The organism is Plantactinospora endophytica, from assembly GCF_016862915.1.
GTDB classification, from domain to species: Bacteria; Actinomycetota; Actinomycetes; order Mycobacteriales; family Micromonosporaceae; genus Plantactinospora; species Plantactinospora endophytica.
The window spans coordinates 17,781-35,825 of record NZ_BONW01000053.1 but is presented as its reverse complement, the minus strand read 5'-3'; the positions used below and the strand labels follow the sequence as shown (position 1 = coordinate 35,825).

Annotated in this window: 15 protein-coding genes; 13 read left to right on the top strand and 2 right to left on the bottom strand. The window is 73.1% G+C overall.

Annotated features, from left to right (window positions below; translation table 11 throughout):
* The first annotated feature begins 95 nt into the window (after positions 1–95).
* The 12 genes from Pen02_RS40445 to Pen02_RS40390 all read left to right on the top strand — a co-directional run bounded on the left by Pen02_RS40445 (position 96) and on the right by Pen02_RS40390 (position 14,267).
* Complete coding sequence (locus tag Pen02_RS40445; RefSeq protein ID WP_239142015.1) at positions 96–845, top strand: GntR family transcriptional regulator; 750 nt, start codon at positions 96–98, stop codon at positions 843–845.
* A 140-nt stretch (positions 846–985) separates the two neighbouring features.
* The gene (gene atzF / locus Pen02_RS40440) at positions 986–2,869 is read left to right on the top strand and encodes an allophanate hydrolase (RefSeq protein ID WP_203871514.1); all 1,884 of its coding nucleotides are present in this window, start codon (positions 986–988) and stop codon (positions 2,867–2,869) included.
* Positions 2,870–2,897: 28 nt separating this feature from the next.
* Entirely contained in the window at positions 2,898–3,590 is a 693-nt protein-coding gene (gene biuH / locus Pen02_RS40435) for a biuret amidohydrolase (RefSeq protein WP_203871513.1), read from the top strand.
* 86 nt (positions 3,591–3,676) lie between these two features.
* Positions 3,677–4,468: a cysteine hydrolase family protein gene (locus tag Pen02_RS40430; RefSeq protein ID WP_203871512.1), complete on the top strand. Its 792-nt coding sequence runs from the start codon at positions 3,677–3,679 to the stop codon at positions 4,466–4,468.
* A 17-nt stretch (positions 4,469–4,485) separates the two neighbouring features.
* Positions 4,486–6,234, top strand: coding sequence for a SulP family inorganic anion transporter (locus Pen02_RS40425; RefSeq protein WP_239142014.1), 1,749 nt, complete (start codon positions 4,486–4,488; stop codon positions 6,232–6,234).
* Complete coding sequence (locus tag Pen02_RS40420) at positions 6,224–6,616, top strand: AtzH-like domain-containing protein (protein ID WP_203871511.1); 393 nt, start codon at positions 6,224–6,226, stop codon at positions 6,614–6,616. Before Pen02_RS40425 ends, Pen02_RS40420 begins: the two co-directional genes overlap by 11 nt.
* Positions 6,617–6,678: 62 nt before the next feature.
* Positions 6,679–7,341, top strand: coding sequence for a 4'-phosphopantetheinyl transferase family protein (locus Pen02_RS40415; protein WP_275413673.1), 663 nt, complete (start codon positions 6,679–6,681; stop codon positions 7,339–7,341).
* Between the two features lie 369 nt (positions 7,342–7,710).
* Positions 7,711–9,063: a cellulase family glycosylhydrolase gene (locus Pen02_RS40410; protein WP_203871510.1), complete on the top strand. Its 1,353-nt coding sequence runs from the start codon at positions 7,711–7,713 to the stop codon at positions 9,061–9,063.
* A gap of 332 nt (positions 9,064–9,395) precedes the next feature.
* A complete protein-coding gene (locus Pen02_RS40405; RefSeq protein WP_203871509.1) occupies positions 9,396–10,292 on the top strand; it encodes an SCO6745 family protein in 897 nt (298 codons plus the stop codon).
* A gap of 218 nt (positions 10,293–10,510) precedes the next feature.
* Positions 10,511–12,829, top strand: a complete 2,319-nt coding sequence (locus tag Pen02_RS40400) for an alpha/beta hydrolase (protein ID WP_203871508.1) — start codon at positions 10,511–10,513, stop codon at positions 12,827–12,829.
* 200 nt (positions 12,830–13,029) lie between these two features.
* Complete coding sequence (locus Pen02_RS40395) at positions 13,030–13,491, top strand: PPOX class F420-dependent oxidoreductase (RefSeq protein ID WP_203871507.1); 462 nt, start codon at positions 13,030–13,032, stop codon at positions 13,489–13,491.
* A 164-nt stretch (positions 13,492–13,655) separates the two neighbouring features.
* On the top strand, positions 13,656–14,267 hold the full coding sequence (locus tag Pen02_RS40390; protein ID WP_203871506.1) for a DUF6506 family protein: 612 nt from the start codon (positions 13,656–13,658) through the stop codon (positions 14,265–14,267).
* A 146-nt stretch (positions 14,268–14,413) separates the two neighbouring features.
* On the opposite strand, the gene Pen02_RS40385 is transcribed toward Pen02_RS40390, so the two are convergent.
* Positions 14,414–14,911 carry a MarR family winged helix-turn-helix transcriptional regulator gene (locus Pen02_RS40385; RefSeq protein WP_203871505.1) on the bottom strand — a complete coding sequence of 166 codons (498 nt, stop codon included), beginning with the start codon at positions 14,909–14,911 and terminating at the stop codon, positions 14,414–14,416.
* A gap of 142 nt (positions 14,912–15,053) precedes the next feature.
* Positions 15,054–15,932 (bottom strand): alpha/beta fold hydrolase, encoded by an 879-nt coding sequence (locus tag Pen02_RS40380; RefSeq protein WP_203871504.1) that lies wholly within the window; start codon positions 15,930–15,932, stop codon positions 15,054–15,056.
* Between the two features lie 121 nt (positions 15,933–16,053).
* Here Pen02_RS40380 and Pen02_RS40375 point away from each other — a divergent pair, with 121 nt between their 5' ends.
* Positions 16,054–18,015 carry an AfsR/SARP family transcriptional regulator gene (locus tag Pen02_RS40375; RefSeq protein WP_203871503.1) on the top strand — a complete coding sequence of 654 codons (1,962 nt, stop codon included), beginning with the start codon at positions 16,054–16,056 and terminating at the stop codon, positions 18,013–18,015.
* Positions 18,016–18,045: the final 30 nt, after the last annotated feature.

The window sequence follows — 18,045 nt, the reverse complement described above, 5'->3', positions numbered from 1 at the left end:
AACAGCTAAACAGAACGGCTGACGCTGGCCGGGTCCCCACCACAGGGGACCCGGCCAGCGGCGTCTTCGACGGGACAGATGGCACACTCATCGGCGTGACCGAGCCAACCGAGCGGACCGTCAGTCTCGGCGATGATGCCGTTCGTGGCCTGTACGGGCAACGCGGGCCGGGTTCGCCGTACCAGAGAGGTGCCGGACCGGCGACGGACGGCGAGTTGGAGAGCGCCAGTCTGGTCGAACTCGCCGTGCACCGGCTGCGCCGCGAAATCCTGAGCGGCAAGACGCAGCCGGGGGAGCGGTTGGTCGAGGAGCAGCTCACCCGGCGGCTGGGCATCAGCCGTGCCCCGCTGCGGGAGGCGTTGCGGCTGCTGGCCCAGCAGGGACTGGTCGAGCACGTACCCCGGCGCGGTGCCCGGGTGGCGACGCTCTCCGACCGGGACGTCCAGGAGCTGTACGCGGTACGCGACGTGCTGGAGCACCACGCCGTGCGCACCGCCCTGCCGGTCCGGTCGTCTGCTGAGCTGGCCGGGCTCCGGGCGGCGCTGGGCGGGATGCGGGAGGCGATCGAGGCCGGCGACCGGCTCGGGGTCGCCGAGGCGCACCGTGCCTTCCACGTCGAGTTGGTGGCCCTGGCCGGCAACCGGCAGCTCTCCGCCGTCTACGAGGCGATCCTGCTGAAGTCGCAGCTCTACATGGCGTTGAACCTGCGCCGGGAGGCGGAGGTGGCGCAGCCCGGCGACGGTCTGCACCGGCACGAGCGGCTGCTGGCGGCGGTCGCGGAGGGCGACCCGGACGCGGTGATCGCGGTACTCGCCTCGCACGGCGCGCGGTCCTATCTCGGCTGACCGACCACCCCGACCGGCTGCTGCGTACCCTCGGCGGGGTCACCGCCGGGGCGGCTGCCGCCTGCCGGCGCTGACCCCGTGACACATCGTCGTTACCTTGCTGGCGATCGGTCGAAACAGAACGGTCGACAATCGTTTGTATGCCAGCGTCGATCGGCACCGCCTCGGCCCTCCGGACCGGATACTCGACCGGGGAGCTGACCACGGTGGAGGTGGCCGATCAGGTCCTCGCCGGGCTCGCCGGGCGGGCCGGGGACGCGGTCTGGATCAGCACCGTTCCGGCCGAGCACCTCCGGGCCCGGGCCGCCGAGCTGCACCGGCGCCGGACCGAGCTGGCCGCGCTGCCGCTCTACGGGGTGCCGTTCGCGGTCAAGGACAACATCGACTTCGCCGGACTGCCGACCACCGCGGGCTGCCCGGAGTTCGCGTACCTGCCGGAGCGGACGGCTCCGGTGGTGTCCCGGCTGCTCGACGCCGGAGCGATGCTGGTCGGCAAGACCAATCTCGACCAGTTCGCCACCGGACTGACCGGCGCCCGCTCGCCGTACGGTGCCGTCGAGAGCGTCTTCGGCGGCGGCCTGGTCGCGGGCGGGTCCAGCTCCGGGTCGGCGGTGGCGGTGGCCGCCGGTCTGGTGTCGTTCGCGCTGGGTACCGACACCGCCGGCTCCGGTCGGGTACCGGCGGCCTACAACGGGATCGTCGGCCTGAAGCCGACCCGGGGACTGCTCAGCGTGGCCGGCGTGGTGCCCGCCTGCCGCTCCCTCGACTGTGTCTCGATCTTCACCCGCACCGTCGACGACGCGGCGACGGTGTTCCAGGTCGCCGCTGCGGTGCACCCGGACGACCCCTGGAGCCGCGCACTACCGGTCGAGCGGACCGTCGGTCGGGCACCGTCGACACTGCGACTGGGCGTACCCCGGACGGAGGATCTGGACTTCTTCGGGGACCTCGGCCAGCGCGACCGGTTCGCCGCCGGGCAGGAGCGTCTCGCCGGGCTGGTCGACGCGACCGAGCCCGTCGGTCTGCAACCCCTGTTCGAGGCCGGTGACCTGCTCTACCAGGGACCGTGGGTGGCGGAGCGGCTGGCCGACCTGGACGACTTCCTCCGCCGCCGGCCGGACGCCGTGCTGCCGGTGACCCGGAAGGTGCTGGAGGGCGGGCGCGAGTACACCGCCGCTGACGTGTTCCGGGCCCGGCACCGGCTCCAGGAGCTGCGTGCCTGGGCGGAGCGGTTGTGGCGGCGGATCGACGTACTGGTCGTGCCGACGATCGGCACCACCTTCACGCTCGCCGAGATCGAGGAGGATCCGATCGGCCGGAACACCGTGCTCGGCCGGTACACCCAGTTCGCCAACCTGCTCGACCTGGCGGCGGTGACCGTACCGAACGGGTTCACCGAGTCGGGCCGGCCGGCGAGCCTGACCCTGGTCGGGCCGGCGTTCGGCGACACCACCCTGGTCCGGCTCGCCGCCGCACTGACCGGCGAGCACGTCGGGCCCGCCGGTGCGGCGCCGACGCCGCCGGGCGGTGACCTCGTTCCGGGCGGTGACCTCGTTCCGGGCGGCGACCTTGTCCCGGACGGTGACCTTGTCCCGGACGGCGACCCGGACGGCGACGGGCGGGTGCTGCTCGCGGTCGTCGGGCGCCACCTGCGCGGCGAGTCCCGCAACGCCGAACTCGTCGAGCGAGGCGCGACCCTCGCCGGAATCGGCCGGACCGCGCCGCTCTACCGGCTGTACCGGTTGCCCTCCGACGACGGGATCGGGCTGCCGAGCCTGGTCAGGGTCGGCGCGGACCGGGGTGCGGCCATCGAGATCGAACTGTGGCGGCTGCCGGTCGACACGATCGGTGGGCTGCTGACCGGGATACCCGCACCACTCTCGTTCGGCTGGCTGCGCCTGCACGACGGCCGGGAGGTGCTCGGGTTCCTCGCCGAGGCGTACGCGGCCGAGGTCGCGGCGGCCGAGGACATCACCGCCGCCGGTGGCTGGCGCGCCTACCGGCAGGCCGCGCGTACCGGTTGACCACGTCCGCCCGAAGGGAGCAGCCCCCATGCCCCGCATCGGCCCTGTCAAAGCCGACCCCTACCTCTGGCCGTACGACGGTTCGGCGCCCGCCGAGCGTACCGCGTTGCTCTGCATCGACTGGCAGGTCGACTTCTGCGGCCCCGGTGGCTACGTCGACAGCATGGGCTACGACATCGGGCTGACCCGGGCCGGTCTGCCGGCCACCGCCCGGCTGCTGGCCCGGGCCCGGGAGATCGGCCTCCTGGTGGTGCACACCCGGGAGGGGCACGACCCGGACCTGTCCGACCTGCCGGCCAACAAGCGCTGGCGGTCGGCCCGGATCGGTGCCGAGATCGGCGCGGCCGGCCCCTGCGGCCGGATCCTGGTCCGGGGTGAGCCCGGCTGGGAGATCGTGCCCGAGGTGGCCCCGGCGGCCGGCGAGGTGGTGGTGGACAAGCCCGGCAAGGGTGCCTTCTACGCCACCAACCTGGACCTGGTGCTGCGTACCCGGGGCATCACCCACCTGATCCTGACCGGGATCACCACCGACGTCTGCGTACACACGACGATGCGGGAGGCGAACGACCGGGGCTACGAGTGCCTGATCCTCTCCGACTGCACCGGCGCGACCGACCCGGACAACCACGCCGCCGCCCTGCACATGGTCACCATGCAGGGCGGGGTGTTCGGCTGCGTCGCCAGTTCCGACGACGTACTCGCCGCGATCACCGACGACTGAACCCGCGACGTCCCGACCGGTCGATACCGGCTGCCGGGCGCACCCGATCCTTCCGGCGGATCCCCTTCACTCCCTGAGGACGACCCATGCCGACCGTCGACGCGCGTCCCCATCCGTACACCTTCGAGCTGTCCACGACCGCGCTGCTGGTCATCGACATGCAGCGCGACTTCCTCGAACCCGGCGGGTTCGGCGAGAGCCTCGGCAACGACGTCGCCGAGCTGCGCCGGACCATCGACCCACTGGCGGCACTGCTGACGGCGGCGCGCGAGACGGGGTTGCCGGTGGTACACACCCGGGAGGGGCACCTGCCGGACCTCTCCGACTGCCCACCGGCGAAGCGGGCGCGGGGCGCCCCGAGCCGGCGGATCGGCGACCCCGGGCCGAACGGCCGGATCCTGATCCGGGGCGAGTACGGCCACGACATCGTCGACGAGTTGGCCCCAATCGACGGCGAGCCGGTGGTCGACAAGCCCGGCAAGGGCGCCTTCTACGCCACCGGGCTCGACACCCTGCTCGCCGACCGTGGCATCACCAGTCTGCTGGTCACCGGCGTGACCACGGAGGTGTGCGTGCACACCACGGTGCGGGAGGCGAACGACCGGGGCTACGAGTGCCTGGTACTGGCCGACTGCGTCGGCTCCTACTTTCCCGAGTTCCAGCGGGTCGGGCTCGACATGATCGCCGCCCAGGGCGGCATCTTCGGCTGGGTCGCCGACTCGGCCGCCCTGATCGCCGCGCTGCGCACCGCGTGGGCCGCCCCGGCCCCGCCGACGACGGAGTCGTCCGAACCGACGACGGCGCCGACCATCACCACCGCGGGCTCGCCCGGGGTACCCGCCGGCCCGCCGGCCCCGTCCGTGCCGCAACCCTGCTGAGCGCGAGGAGTACCGCCATGGTGAAGAACACCGAGCATGCCACCGTGAACCTGCCGCTGTGGGTACGCGGCGACACCAACGCCTTCTTCGGGTTCGGCGTCAACGTCCTGGTCAACGTGCTGACCCTGACCGCACTCTGCCTCGGCGTCGTCCAGCTCTCCTCCGGGGACGTCTTCGGCACCATCCTGCCGGCCCTGGGCATCGCCCTGGTCGCCGGCAACATCTACTACACGGTGCTGGCCCGCCGGCTGGCCCGCCGGGAGAACCGGACCGACGTCACCGCGCTGCCGTACGGGCCGAGCGTGCCGCACATGTTCATCGTGATCTTCGTGATCATGCTGCCGATCTACCTGCGTACCGAGGATCCGAGGCAGGCCTGGCAGGCCGGCGTGGCCTGGGCGTTCATCATCGGCGTCATCGTGCTGCTCGGGGCGTTCGTCGGCCCCTACATCCGGCGGTACGCACCCCGGGCGGCGCTGCTCGGCACCCTCGCCGGGATCTCCATCACGTTCATCTCGATGAACCCGGCCGGGCAGATGTGGCGGACCGCCTGGATCGCCCTGCCGGTCTTCGCGTTGCTGCTGATCGGACTGCTCACCGACGTACGCCTGCCCGGCAACCTGCCGATCGGGCTGGTCGCCCTGCTCCTCGGTACGGCGATCGGCTGGATCGGCGGCGCGATGTCGGTGCCCGACGTCTCGGCGGCGGCCGGGGACATCGCGCTCGGGCTGCCGTCGTTGCAGTTCGGGCTGCTCTTCGACGGGCTCGCCGAGATGGCCCCGCTGCTCGCCACCGCGATCCCGCTCGGCGTCTACAACTTCACCGAGGGCATGACCAACGTGGAGAGCGCGGCGACCGCCGGGGACAGTTACAACCTGCGCAGCGTACTGCTGGCGGACGGGGCCGGTGCGGTGATCGGTTCGGCGCTCGGCTCGCCGTTCCCGCCGGCCGTCTACGTGGGGCATCCCGGGTGGAAGGCGGCCGGTGGCCGGAGTGGCTACTCGATGGCGACCGGCGTGGTCATCGCCGTACTCTGCTTCCTCGGCATGTTCGGCCTGCTCGCGACGATCTTCCCGACCGCCGCGATCGTACCGATCCTGCTGTACATCGGGCTGCTGATCGGCGCGCAGGCGTTCCAGGCCACGCCCCGGGTGCACGCCGCCGCGGTGGTCGCCGCGCTGATCCCCAACATCGCCGCCTGGGCGACCGGCCAGATGGACAACGCGCTCGCCGCCGCCGGTACGACGGCGGCCGAGGTCGGTGACACGGCGCTGGCCGGTGCCGGGGTCGTCTACGACGGGCTGCTGGTACTCGGCCAGGGCGCGATCCTGGCCGGTCTGGTACTCGGTGCGGTGGTGGTCTTCGTCATCGACAAGCGGTTCGTCCGGGCGGCCGTCTTCTCGGCGGTCGGCGCGCTGCTCTCCTTCGTCGGGCTCATCCATGGTGAACGGATCGAGTGGAACGCCAACGGGCAGGTCGCGCTCGGCTATCTCTTCGTCGCGGTGGTCTGCGGGCTGTTCGCGCTGGCGAAGGTCCCGCCCCGGGAACCGGACGCCGAGGAACTGGAGTTGGACCGCCGGCACGGCGCCCCGGCCGCCGCGCCGTCCACCCCACCGCCCACCCCGGCCGAACAGGCCGCTCCGGCCGCGCCAACCTCACAGGCCGGGCCAACTACCCAGGCCGGGTCGGCGGCTCCGGCCGGGCGGCCGGACGAGGCGGAGGATTCGGCGACGGCAGGGGCGGAGGCCGGCACCGGTGGACGTTGACCGGCCCGAGGTGGTCGCCGAGGTCGCGGCCGAGTTCGCCGGCTACGAGGCGGCGCTGGTGGCCGGGAACGTGGACGCGATCGTCGGATACTTCTGGGCGTCGACCCGGACGGTCCGGTTCGGCATCGCCGACCACCAGATCGGGATCGAGGAGCAGCGGCGGTGGCGTTCGGCGCAGCCGCCGCTGCCCCTCGGCCGCCGGCTGCACGGCACGCTGATCACCACCTTCGGCACCGACACGGCGGTGGTCAACACCTTCTTCGACTATCCCGACGGCGCCGCCACCGGCCGGCAGACCCAGACCTGGGTACGCCTGCCGGCCGGCTGGCGGATCGTCAGTGCCCACGTCTCCGAGTGCGCCCAGGTGCCGACCCGGTCCTGATCCGTCCTCGGTCGTCCCCGGCCGGGGCTGCCGTCGGCACCGGCAACCGGGACACTGGTCGGGTGGCGTTGATCGGCAGTGTCGTACCGGAGTTCGTGGCGAGGGCCGAGGAGTTCGGCGACGTCGGTGCGGCGACCCTCTTCCCGGCCGAGGAGGCGTACGTCGCGGACGCCGTCGACCGACGTCGGCGGGAGTTCGCCACGGTGCGGCACTGCGCCCGTCGGGCCCTCGCGACGCTCGGGATGCCGCCCGTCGCGATACCGCGCGGCCCGTCCGGCGCGCCGAGCTGGCCGGACGGGCTGGTGGGGAGCATGACGCACTGCGACGGCTACCGGGCCGCCGTCCTCGCGTACCGCCGTGATGTGGCGGCGATCGGCATCGACGCGGAGCCGCACGACCGGCTGCCTGACGGCGTACTGGACGTGGTGAGCCGGCCGGCGGAGCGTACCGGCCTGCGCGATCTCGGGGACACGCATCCCGGCGTGCACTGGGACCGGCTGCTGTTCAGTGCGAAGGAGTCGGTCTACAAGGCGTGGTCGCCGTTGACCGGCCGGTGGCTCGACTTCGACGAGGTGGAGGTCGTCTTCGACCCGGCCGGCACCTTCGAGGCGTACCTGCTGGTGCCGGGCCCGACGGTCGCCGGGCGGCCGGTGGCCGCGTTCTCCGGCCGGTTCGTCGTCGCGGCCGGCCTGATCGCCACGGCGGTGCTGGTACCCGGCGCGTAGTACGGTTCCGCGAGCAACTGCTGGACGTCCAGTACGGCCGGGTCGCCAACACCGCAGGCTGGATGCACCGGGTGAGCTGGTCGTCGCCCCGATCGCCGTCGTCGGGCTGGCCGTCGAGCCCGTGCGGTCCGGCGGCGCAGGCCCCCGGCCGTCGTCGCCGACCCCGCCGCCGCTCACCATCGACGTGTGTGAATTGCGCTGGGGGTGCGGCGGAGCGTACCGTGCCTGCACGAGCCGGACTCGCACTCGTAACGTGCCAACGGACTGTGCCCATCCCACCCCCCGAGAGCCGGGCAGCGATCGTCGGGGGCCCATGCCGTGGCCAGCCCGTTATGCCCCGAGACCGGGGCCCTTCTCCCGAGGTAGGTCATGAGAAGACGACTCGCTGCCTTCGTCGCCGTCACGCTCGCGGTCGCCAGTTCCGTGCTGTTGTTCGCCCGACCGGCGGACGCGGCCGTGGGCCTGCACATCAGTGGCCGCAACATCGTCGAGGCCAACGGCCAGACGTTCGTGATGCGCGGAGTCAACCATCCGCACGTCTGGTTCACCAACCAGACCAGTTCGTTCGCCAACATCAAGGCTCTCGGCGCCAACACCGTCCGCGTGGTACTGGGCAGTGGCAAGCGGTGGGGTCCGTCCACCGACGTCGGCAACGTGATCTCGCTCTGCAAGCAGAACCGGCTGATCTGCGTACTCGAGGTGCACGACACCACCGGGTACGGCGAGGATGCGGCGGCGGCCAGCCTCGACGAGGCGGTCAACTACTGGATCAGCCAGAAGAGCGCCCTGGTCGGCCAGGAGAACTACGTCGTCATCAACATCGGCAACGAGCCGATCGGCAACACCAACGCCGGCCAGTGGACGGCGGCCACCACCGCGGCGATCGCCAGGATGCGCAGCAACGGCTTCCAGCACCTGCTGATGGTCGACGCGCCGAACTGGGGTCAGGACTGGCAGTACGTCATGCGGGACAACGCCCAGACGATCCTGAACGCCGACAACCAGCGGAACACCGTCCTGTCGATCCACATGTACGCCGTGTTCAACACCGCCGCCAGCATCACCGACTACCTCAACCGCTTCCAGACCAACGGCTGGCCGCTGGTCATCGGCGAGTTCGGCTGGCGGACCAACTCCAGCGACGTGGACCACGAGACGGTGCTGGCCGAGGCGGTCTCCCGCAACCTCGGCTACCTGGCCTGGTCGTGGAGCGGGAACACCGATCCGATCCTGGACATGTCGGTCGGCTTCGACCCGAACCAGCTCACCTCCTGGGGGCAGCGGATCTTCAACGGGACCAACGGTGTCCGGGCGACCGCCCGGGAGGCCAGCATCTTCCGTGGCGGGACACCCAGCACGCCGCCGGTCACGCCGACCACCAGGCCGCCGGTGACCCCCACGGGTACGCCGCCCGGCGGTAACCGGGCCTGCACCGCCACGTACGCGATCACCGGCCAGTGGACCGGCGGCTTCCAGGCCGAGGTACGAGTGACCGCCGGCGCCTCGGCGGTCAGCGGGTGGACGGTGACCTGGACCTTCGCCAACGGTCAGCGCGTCACCCAGGCGTGGAGCGCGACCGTGACCAGCAGCGGGTCGGGCGTGACCGCCCGCAACGTCAGCTACAACGGCAACCTCGCCGCCGGGGCGAGCGCGACCTTCGGCTTCCTCGGCTCGTGGAACGGCACCAACAGCGCGCCGACCCTCTCCTGCGCCGCGACCTGACCCGATAAGGCGGGACGGCCGGGCCCCGACCACCCGGCCGTCCCGCCTTCCGGCCCCGGCCGTCCGGCGTTGTGGCCACCCGGCCGGTGATCCGATTGCCCCGCCGTCCCGTGACCCGGCCGCCCTGTCGCCCGGTGGTACGACTGCTCCGCCGCCCGGTTCTGGCCACCCGGCCGTTGATCCGGCTGCCCGGTCGTCCCGTGGTCCGACTGCCGCGCCGCCCGGTGCCCGGGTCCGACTTCCGCCGGGCGACAGATCTTGTCGTTGACAAGTTGACTGCTGTCGAGCTAACTTGACGATGACAAGATTCACCGTGCTTCCGGGAGGTTGGGATGGAACCGACGATGGTCCGGCAGATGTGGCACCTGTTCGAGCCGCTGCACGCGCTGGTCTACTACGCGCCGGAGTTGACCGAGGAGGCCGCTGCGCTGGGTCTGCCGACCGAGGACCGTTGGTCGGGTTACTTCGCCTGGCGGTCGGCCCCGCTCGGGGCGGCCGGAGCCGAACTGGTAACCGCCACCTACTACAGCTTCAGCCCTCGGATGGTCGCCGAGTACGTGCCGGCGGTCTGGTCGGTCGCCGACCCGGCCAAGGTGCTCGACGCGCGTCTGTCCGGAGTGGACCGGGCGTTACGGGCACTGCTCGGCGACCGGGTCGACTCGCCCGAGGTGGCCGAGGCCGCCGTACTGGCCCGCCGGGCCGCCGAGGCGGCCGACCTCGCCGGGCGCCCGCTCGCCGCCGCAAATGCCGACCTGCCCTGGCCGGCGGCGCCGCACCTGGTGCTCTGGCAGGCCGCCACCGTGCTGCGCGAACACCGTGGCGACGGGCACGTCGCCGCCCTGCTCGCCGCCGGACTCGACCCGACCGAGGCGCTGGTCTCGTTCGCCGCTGTCGGAGCCGCGCCGGTCGAGGTCTTCGCCAGCCGCCGCTGGACGGACGAGGAGTGGAGCGCCGCCCGGGACCGGCTGGCCGGGCGCGGGCTCGTCGACGCGGCCGGCCTGGCCACCCCGGCGGGACACCGGCTGCGCGACGAGCTGGAACGGCGGACGGACGAGCTGGCCGCAGCTCCGTGGCGGGCGTCGGGTCCGGCGGCCGGGCGGCTGGCCGGACTGGTCGCCCCGGTCACCCGGGCGGTCGTCGCGTCCGGGATGCTGCCCGCGCAGAGCACCCTGGGCATCCGCCGACCGCCGGCCAGTCAACCGGTCGAGGCGTACGCGCCGCGCGGCTGACCACTCGAAGCAGGCTCCCGACCGTCCAAAGTAGGCGGACATACCCGGATCGCATTGATCGCGGTGCCCGAAGCGCTCTAGGATGACGAACGCACCAGACGTGGGAGCGCTCCCGACAGGCTGGGGCGGGCACGTCTACAACGGAATATCCACGGGGGAGGACGTCTATGCACGTCGGCAGAGCGATGCTTGCCGCGTCGCTAACGGTTGCGATTTCTTTGGGGGGCGGCGGTGCCGCGTGGGCGGCTCCCGCCGACGGCACCGGTCGGGCGGCGGTCGTCGCCCGTACCTCGTTGCCGGACGGCTGGAACCTGACGGAGGCGCCGTCCGGGTTCGTGCTCAGCTGGCACCCGGACCAGCCGGTGCGGACCGGCGACGCGGCGGTCGAGTTCCGTGCCGGTGAACGGCTGCTCGGCCGGCCCGGGACAACGGCTGACCAGCGCGGTTTCCAGCTTGTCATCGACGACGTCGCCGCGCGCGACCTGACCGGGCTACAGGTGCGCGCCGCAGGTCGGCGCCTCGACATCGCGGTGGATTCGACCGCTTCGCGCGGGGGCACCGCCCCGCCGGCCCGAGCGGCGGCCCAACTGCCGGCCAACCCGGTCGACCCGGGCGTGCCGGGTCCGTACTCGACGCTCTCCGGCGAGTACGCGCTGCCCGACGTGCAGTTGCCGGGCTTCGCCGTACCGGTGGAGATGCGCGGCTACGTCGTGGCACCCCAGGGCACCTCCGGACAACGCCCGCTGGTGCTGATCCTGCACGGCCGGCACCCCACCTGCTACCAGGGCACCGCCGAGCCGACCACCGTCTGGCCCTGCCCCTCGGGATGGAACCCGCTGCCGAGTCATCGGGGGTACGAGCGGATCCAGCAGGTGCTCGCCTCGCAGGGGTACGTCACCGTCTCCATCTCGGCGAACGCCGTCAACGCGCAGGACGGCAGCGGACTGCCGCCGCAGGACGCCGGTGCACAGGCCCGCTCCTCCCTGGTCCGGCTGCACCTGGGCCGCTGGGCGGACTGGGCGGGCAGCGGCCGGCCCGGCGCCCCGGACGTGGTCCGGTCGGCCCCCGTGCCGAACATGTCCAACGTGCTGCTCGTCGGCCACTCGCGCGGTGGCGAGGGCGTCAGCCGCGCCGCCGTCGACAGCCTCACCCGGCCACCGGCCGCCCAGGACGGTGCCCCGGGAACGGTAAGCTGGCAGATCCGTGGCCTGGCCCTGATCGCCCCGTCGATCTACAGCCACAATCCCGCCCCCGACGTACCGTCGGTGACCATCCTGCCGAGCTGCGACGGTGACCTGTCCGACCTCCAGGGCCAGATGTACGCGGACGCGACCCGTGGGGTGGGTCGGGGCTTCGCGCTGCACGGCGTCGTGTTCGCCCTCGGCGCCAACCACAACTACTTCAACACGGAGTGGACGCCCGGGCTCTCCGTGGCGAAGTCCTGGGACGACTATCCCAGCCCGCACGACCCGATCTGCCGGACGGCCGCACCGACCCGGCTCACCCCGGTCCAGCAGCAGAACGTGGGCGCCACCTATGTCGCCGCCGCGGCGGCCACCTTCGTCGCGGGCAACGACCAGGTACGCCCGCTCCTCGACGGATCGGGGTTCCGGGCGCCCTCGACGGACCCGGCGACGGTGCTCAGTCACGCCGTCGGCGGCAACCGGACCCGGCTGCTCGTGCCGGACGCCTCGACCGTGGTCAGCGGCCCGGGTGCCCGGCTCTGCGAGCAGGTCGCCAGGTCGAGTACCCCCGCCTGGTGCGGCAACTCGAACTCGCCGCACTTCGTGCCGTTCGCCCCGGTGGTCCCGGAGGCCGGCCGGTACGCGGTCGAGGTGCCCTGGACCTCGCCGGGCAGCCCGGTCACGCTCCGGCCGCCCGCGCCGGTCTCGCTGTCCAACGCGCAGTCGGTGGCGTTGCGGGCCGCCGTTCCGTACGGTTCACCGGGTACCCGGTTCGACGTCGCCATCGCCGACTCGGCGGGCCGGCAGGCCATCCTCGGCACCACCACCCTCGAACCGTTCCCGGCACCGACCCAGACGTCGGACGACTGGGCGCAGGAGGTGCGGATGCCGTTGACCAACGCGTGGTCGGCCGGGCTGAACCTCAACGCGATCTCGTCCCTGGTGCTGATACCGCGTGCGGGTGAGAGCTGGGCGAGGATCTGGTTCATCGACGCGTGGGGTTGGCGGTCCGGCACCCCGGCGCCGCAGGCGGTGTCGCTGCCCCGCGTCGACCTGGGCGAGCGGACGGTCCAGGAGGGCAACTCCGGCACCGTCACCTACCAGGTGCCGGCGACGGTCTCCGGCAGCGGCACCGGACAGGTACGCGTCTTCGTCGTCGACCCGGTAACCCAGGTCGCCACGGCCACCGTCGTGAGCGTCGCGCCCGGCAGCACCACCATCGCCATTCCGATCGCGGTGACCGGCAACACCCAGCCGGGGGACGGCCGGGTGTACGTCGTCGCGGTGAAGGCCGTTCAGGGGGTGTCGGTGGGCGACGCCTACGGCCTGCTGACCGTCCAGGACGACGACTGACCTGACCCGCGTCACCGAAACACCACGTGGGCGTTCCTCGACCAGAGGAGCGCCCACGTCTGGTCGGACTCCTTCGCCTTCCCCGGGTGCCACATCGGGCCCCCCGGGTTTCGTGGCTTTCGAATGCAGGGCCGCGCCGAATCTCGCGTTCCCACCGGCCGCTTGACCTTCATACCGGTGTGAAGGTTGAGAATGCCGCCATGACCACCGATGCCACCGCTGGGCCGCCGACCGTCTCGCCGTTCGATCCGCGTGCCCTGCTCGCGGCGAGTCGACTCGGCGTCCTCGCGACGATCAAGTCGGACGGCCGGCCGCAGCTCTCCCCGGTCATGCCCTACTACGACCTGCGGACCGACCTGCTCTACGTGTCGATGACCGAGGGACGTGCCAAGACGGCGAACCTGCGTCGGGATCCCCGGGCCACGCTCGAGGTCACCAGTCCGGACGGTCTGCGGTGGGCCACTGCCGAGGGCGTGGCGAGACTGACCGGGCCGGGCGTCGACCCGTACGGTCCCGAGGTCGAGGCGCTGGTCGACTACTACCGTGCCGCCGCCGGGGAACACCCGGACTGGGACGAGTACCGCTCGGTGATGGTGTCCGACCGGCGGGTGCTGATGACGATGCCGGTCGACCACGTGTACGGCGCCGACATCGGTCGCTGACCGCCCCCGGTGCCCGCTCCGGACGTCGACCGTCCCCTGTAGACGTCGTCGGGTGAGCGGTGCCACGTTCCCTCGTACCCGGAATGCCCGGGTGACTCCGGTGCTTGTTCTCGATATAGCTTGGCATCAAGTTATTCGACGGCAAGCGATCTGGAGGGTCGGAGATGACCGAGGACCGGAACTTCGACGAGACGTTCATCTTCCTGGAGCCGGGCGCGGACCCCGACGCGGACCGCGTGGTGGTCGACAACGGCGGTTCGCGGGCCGTCTTCGTCTGGGCACCGGACGGACCTGCGGCGGCCCGTGTCGCCGCCGAGTTGGCGGACGGCGGCGTCCGGCTGATCGAGTTGTACCGGGGCTTCGACCTGACGGCGGCGGCCCAGGTGATCGAGGCGGTCGGCGGACGGGCGCCGGTCGGGGTCGCCGGCCACCTCGGCACTGGTCCGGCCACCGGTACCCGGATCAGCCGCTCCGCCACGATCTACGAGCGCCCGGAGGCGGATCCCGGCACCGACCGGGTGCTGCGGAAGCACGCCACGGGCGGCTGGACCGCCGTCGTCGGCGCGCCGGACGAGGCCGTCGCCCGGGTCGCCGTCGAACTCGTAGACAGCGGCGCAGAACTCGTCGAGATCTGCGGCGGCGCCCCGCTGACCACGGCGGCCCAGGTCCGGGCAGCCGTCGACGGCCGGGTGCCGGTGACCCTGGTCGGTTGGCCCTTCGAGTCCATCGACGGGGCGGCGGCGTTCAAGGCCGCGTTCCAGGCGGGTACGGCGTAGCCGCCCCGCGCGACGCTCCCCGCATCTGGCCGGCGGCACCATCTGCCCGGCGGCGCCATCTGGCCGGACCGCAACGTCGGACCCGCGAGCACCGGTTGACCGAGCCGGGGCCGAGCCGGGGTCGGGGCCGGCGGTCGCGCGGAAGGTCAGCCGGGCTCGTACCGGACGAGGAGCTGTTTCAGCGCGGCGGCGACCGTGTCCCGTTGCCGCCGGCCGAGCGGCTCCAGGAACGCCTCGTCCACCTCCAGGACGGCCCGGACGGCCTGTTCGGCAAGGCTTTCCCCCTGACCGGTGAGGCGTACCAGCACGCCTCGCCGGTCGGCCGGGTCCGCGCTGCGGGCGATCAGGCCGGCCTGCTCCAGCCGGTCCAGGCGGGACGTCATCGCACCCGAGGTGATCAGCGACGACCGGGCCAACTCCCGGGGATTGGTGCCCTGGGGGTCGCCGCGCCGCCGCAGTGTATTGATCACATCGAAGTCGCCGTAGCTCAGCCCGAGGGTACGGAGCACCGAGGCGATCGCCCGGTGGCAGTGGTCGGCACAGAGCAGCAGCCGGCCGACCACCTCGAACGGGCTGACGTCCAGCTCCGGGTCCCGCCGCGTCCACTCGCCGACCATCCGGTCCACCGCGTCGCCACCTGCCACCGGGCGAGTTTACGACCAGCCCGGTCAGCTCCCACCGGCCGCCGTGACAGCACCGCGTCCGGCACCCTGCCCGGCGCTACGCCAGCCCGGTCAGCTCACACCGGCCACCGTGACGGCACCGCATCCGGCACCCGGTGCGGCGCTACCGGGCGAGCAGAGTGCGCAGGGCCTCGCTCACCTCGGCTGGCGCCTCCTCGGCCATGAAGTGTCCGGCCGAGGTCGTCCGGTGTGCCAGATCCGGGGCCCAGGCCCGCCACAGCGCGGCGGCGTCGTAGCCGAGCGCCGCGCCCCAGTCCTGCTGGACGACCGTGACCGGCATGCCCAGGCGGCGCCCGGCGGCCCGGTCGGCGCGGTCGTGCGCGACGTCGATACCGGCGGACGCGCGGTAGTCGGCGACGATCGAGGGGACCGCCGCGCGGGCGGCCCGCAGGTACTCGGCACGTACGTCCGGCGGGATCGCCTGCGGGTCGCGCGCCCACCCGTCCAGGAAGTGGCCGAAGAAGGCGTCCGGGCTCGCGGAGATCATCTGCTCCGGCAGGCCGGGCGGCTGGGCCATCAGGTAGAGATGGAAGGCGACGGCCGCGTCCACACCGTGCAGCACCTCCCACATGTCCAGCGTCGGCAGTACGTCGAGCACGGCGAGGTGCGAGATCGCCGCCGGGTGGTCGAGGCCGGCACGGACGGCGACCAGGGCGCCCCGGTCGTGGCCGGCGAGGGCGAACCGCTGGTGGCCGAGCGTGCGGGCCAGCGTGACGATGTCGGCCGCCATGGTCCGCTTGGCGTACGTCCCGGCGTCGCGGGCGGCGGGCTTGTCGCTCGCACCGTAGCCGCGCAGGTCGGGGCAGATCACGGTGTACTCGGCGGCCAGGTCGACGGCGACGTGCCGCCACATCAGGTGGGTCTGCGGAAAGCCGTGCAGCAGCACGACCGGGCTGCCGGTGCCGCCCACCGCCACGTTCAGCGTCACGTCGGCGTCCACCGGAACGCGCTGGTAGTCGAAACCGGGGATGGAGGTGGTCATGGGTGCTGTCCTTTTCTGGTCGGTCTTCGCCCGAGCGGGCCCGTCCAGCGTGCCGACCAGGGATGAGCAGGCGATGAGCACGATACGTTGATCTCCCGGGCGCGGAATGGGGGATCGGTCGGTGCGGGTCAGGTTCGGAGTTCTCGGTCCGGTCGCCGTCTGGGACGAGACCGGTGCGCCGATCGACGTGAAAGGGCCGAAACACCGCGCGGTACTGGCCCGGCTCGTCGTCGCGCGCGGCCGGGTCGTCCCGGTCGGCCGGCTTGTCGACGACCTGTGGGCGGAACCGCCGCCGGGCGCGGTGGGCGCGGTCCGTACCTTCGTGGCGGCGCTGCGACGCGCGCTGGAGCCGGCCCGGCCGGCCCGGGAGCCGGCCCGGCTGCTGGTCACCGAGGGACCGGGGTACGCCCTCCGGGCGGCGGCGGACAGCGTCGACGCCTGGCGGTTCGAGGAGACCGTCACCGGCACCTCCGGGGTACCGCCCCGGGCGGCGCTCGACGGCCTCGACCGCGCCCTCGGCTGGTGGCGGGGGCCCGCCTACGCCGGGTACGACGACGAGCCGTGGGCCCGCGCCGAGCGGTCCCGGCTCGAACAACTCCGGCTGCACGCGGTCGAGCGGCGTGCCGAGGCGCTGCTGGGGCTCGGGCGGGCCGCCGAGGTGGTACCGGCGCTCGACGCGCACGTGGCCGAGCATCCCTGGCGGGAGGAGGCGTGGCGGCTGCTGGCCCTGGCCCTGTACCGCACCGAGCGGCAGGGGGAGGCTCTGGCCGTACTGCGCCGGGCTCGCGGGCTGCTCGTCGAGCAGCTCGGCGTCGATCCGGGGCCACGGCTGCGCCGCCTGGAGATCGACATCCTCCGGCAGACCGAGCCGCTGGACGCCGGCCCGGTCGCGGCGGACCGGGTCTGGACCGAGGCCGCGGCGGCCTACGACCGCACGGTGGCCGCCGGTGCCCGGGCCCGGCTGGAGTCGACGGTCGGACTGCTGCGGAGTCTCGCGATGGCCGGGGGAGGGGGCCTCGAAGCCGCCCGCGAACAGCGGCTCGCGGCCATCGTCGCCGCCGAACAGCTCGGCGACCCGGAACTCACCGCCCGGGTGATCGGCGGCTACGACGTACCCGCGATCTGGACCCGCTCGGACGACCCGCCGCAGGCGGCCCGGATCGCGGCGGCGGCCGAGCGTGCGCTGGCCGCGCTGCACCCCGGCGCGTCCCAGGCGACCCGGGCCCGCCTGCTGGCCACCATCGCGGTGGAGTCCCGGGGCACCCGGGCGGCACGCGGGCCGGAAGCCGCCCGGCAGGCGGAGCGGATCGCGCGCCACCTGGCCGACCCTGCCCTGCTGGCCTTCGCCCTGAACGGCGTGTACCTGCAGACCTTCCACCGCACCGGCCTCGCCCCGGTACGCGACGAGATCGGGGCGGAACTCGTCGCGCTCTCCGGCCGGCACGGCCTGCCGAGCTTCGAACTGCTCGGCCACCTCGTCCGGCTCCAGGCGCGCTGCGCGCTCGGGGACTTTCCCGGGGCGGACGGGCACGCCGCCGCCGTGGACCTGCTCGCCGAGCGGCACGAGCGACCGCTGGCCGGTGTCTTCACCCAGTGGTACGGCGCGCTCCGGCTGGCCGCGACCGGGGTGCCGCCGCAGGACGCCGAGGCTGCCTACCGGATGGCGGCGACCCGGCTCGCCGGCAGCGGCATGCCCGGGGTCGAGCGGGGACTCCTGCCGCTGGCCCTGCTCTGCCTGCGGGTGTGGCACGGTCGACCGGTGCACGTCGCCGACGACGACACCGACTGGGGCCCGTACGCCCCGTGGGCGGAGCCGCTGCTGCTGCTGGCCCGGGACCGCCGGTCCGCCGCCGGGGCAGCGCTGCGCCGGACTCCGGAGCCGCCGCCCGACCTGCTCGCCGAGGCGCTCTGGTGCCTCACCGGCCAGGCCGCCCTGCTGCTGGCGGATCGGACGGTGTTGCGGCGGGCGCACGCCGCCCTCCAACCGGCGGTAGGCGAACTGGCCGGAGCGGGCAGCGGCATGCTCACCGTCGGCCCGGTCGCGCAGCACCTCGACCGTTTCGCCGCCGCCCTCGACCGTTAACCCGATCCGGCACTGTGAAATAGGATTGTG

Bases quoted from the DNA above. Each gene is read 5' to 3' on its own strand.
- atzF (WP_203871514.1), top strand. From the start codon at position 986: ATGCCAGCGTCGATCGGCACCGCCTCGGCCCTCCGGACCGGATACTCG.
- biuH (WP_203871513.1), top strand. From the start codon at position 2,898: ATGCCCCGCATCGGCCCTGTCAAAGCCGACCCCTACCTCTGGCCGTAC.
- Pen02_RS40430 (WP_203871512.1), top strand. From the start codon at position 3,677: ATGCCGACCGTCGACGCGCGTCCCCATCCGTACACCTTCGAGCTGTCC.
- Pen02_RS40425 (WP_239142014.1), top strand. From the start codon at position 4,486: ATGGTGAAGAACACCGAGCATGCCACCGTGAACCTGCCGCTGTGGGTA.
- Pen02_RS40410 (WP_203871510.1), top strand. From the start codon at position 7,711: ATGAGAAGACGACTCGCTGCCTTCGTCGCCGTCACGCTCGCGGTCGCC.
- Pen02_RS40405 (WP_203871509.1), top strand. From the start codon at position 9,396: ATGGAACCGACGATGGTCCGGCAGATGTGGCACCTGTTCGAGCCGCTG.
- Pen02_RS40395 (WP_203871507.1), top strand. From the start codon at position 13,030: ATGACCACCGATGCCACCGCTGGGCCGCCGACCGTCTCGCCGTTCGAT.
- Pen02_RS40390 (WP_203871506.1), top strand. From the start codon at position 13,656: ATGACCGAGGACCGGAACTTCGACGAGACGTTCATCTTCCTGGAGCCG.
- Pen02_RS40380 (WP_203871504.1), bottom strand. From the start codon at position 15,932: ATGACCACCTCCATCCCCGGTTTCGACTACCAGCGCGTTCCGGTGGAC.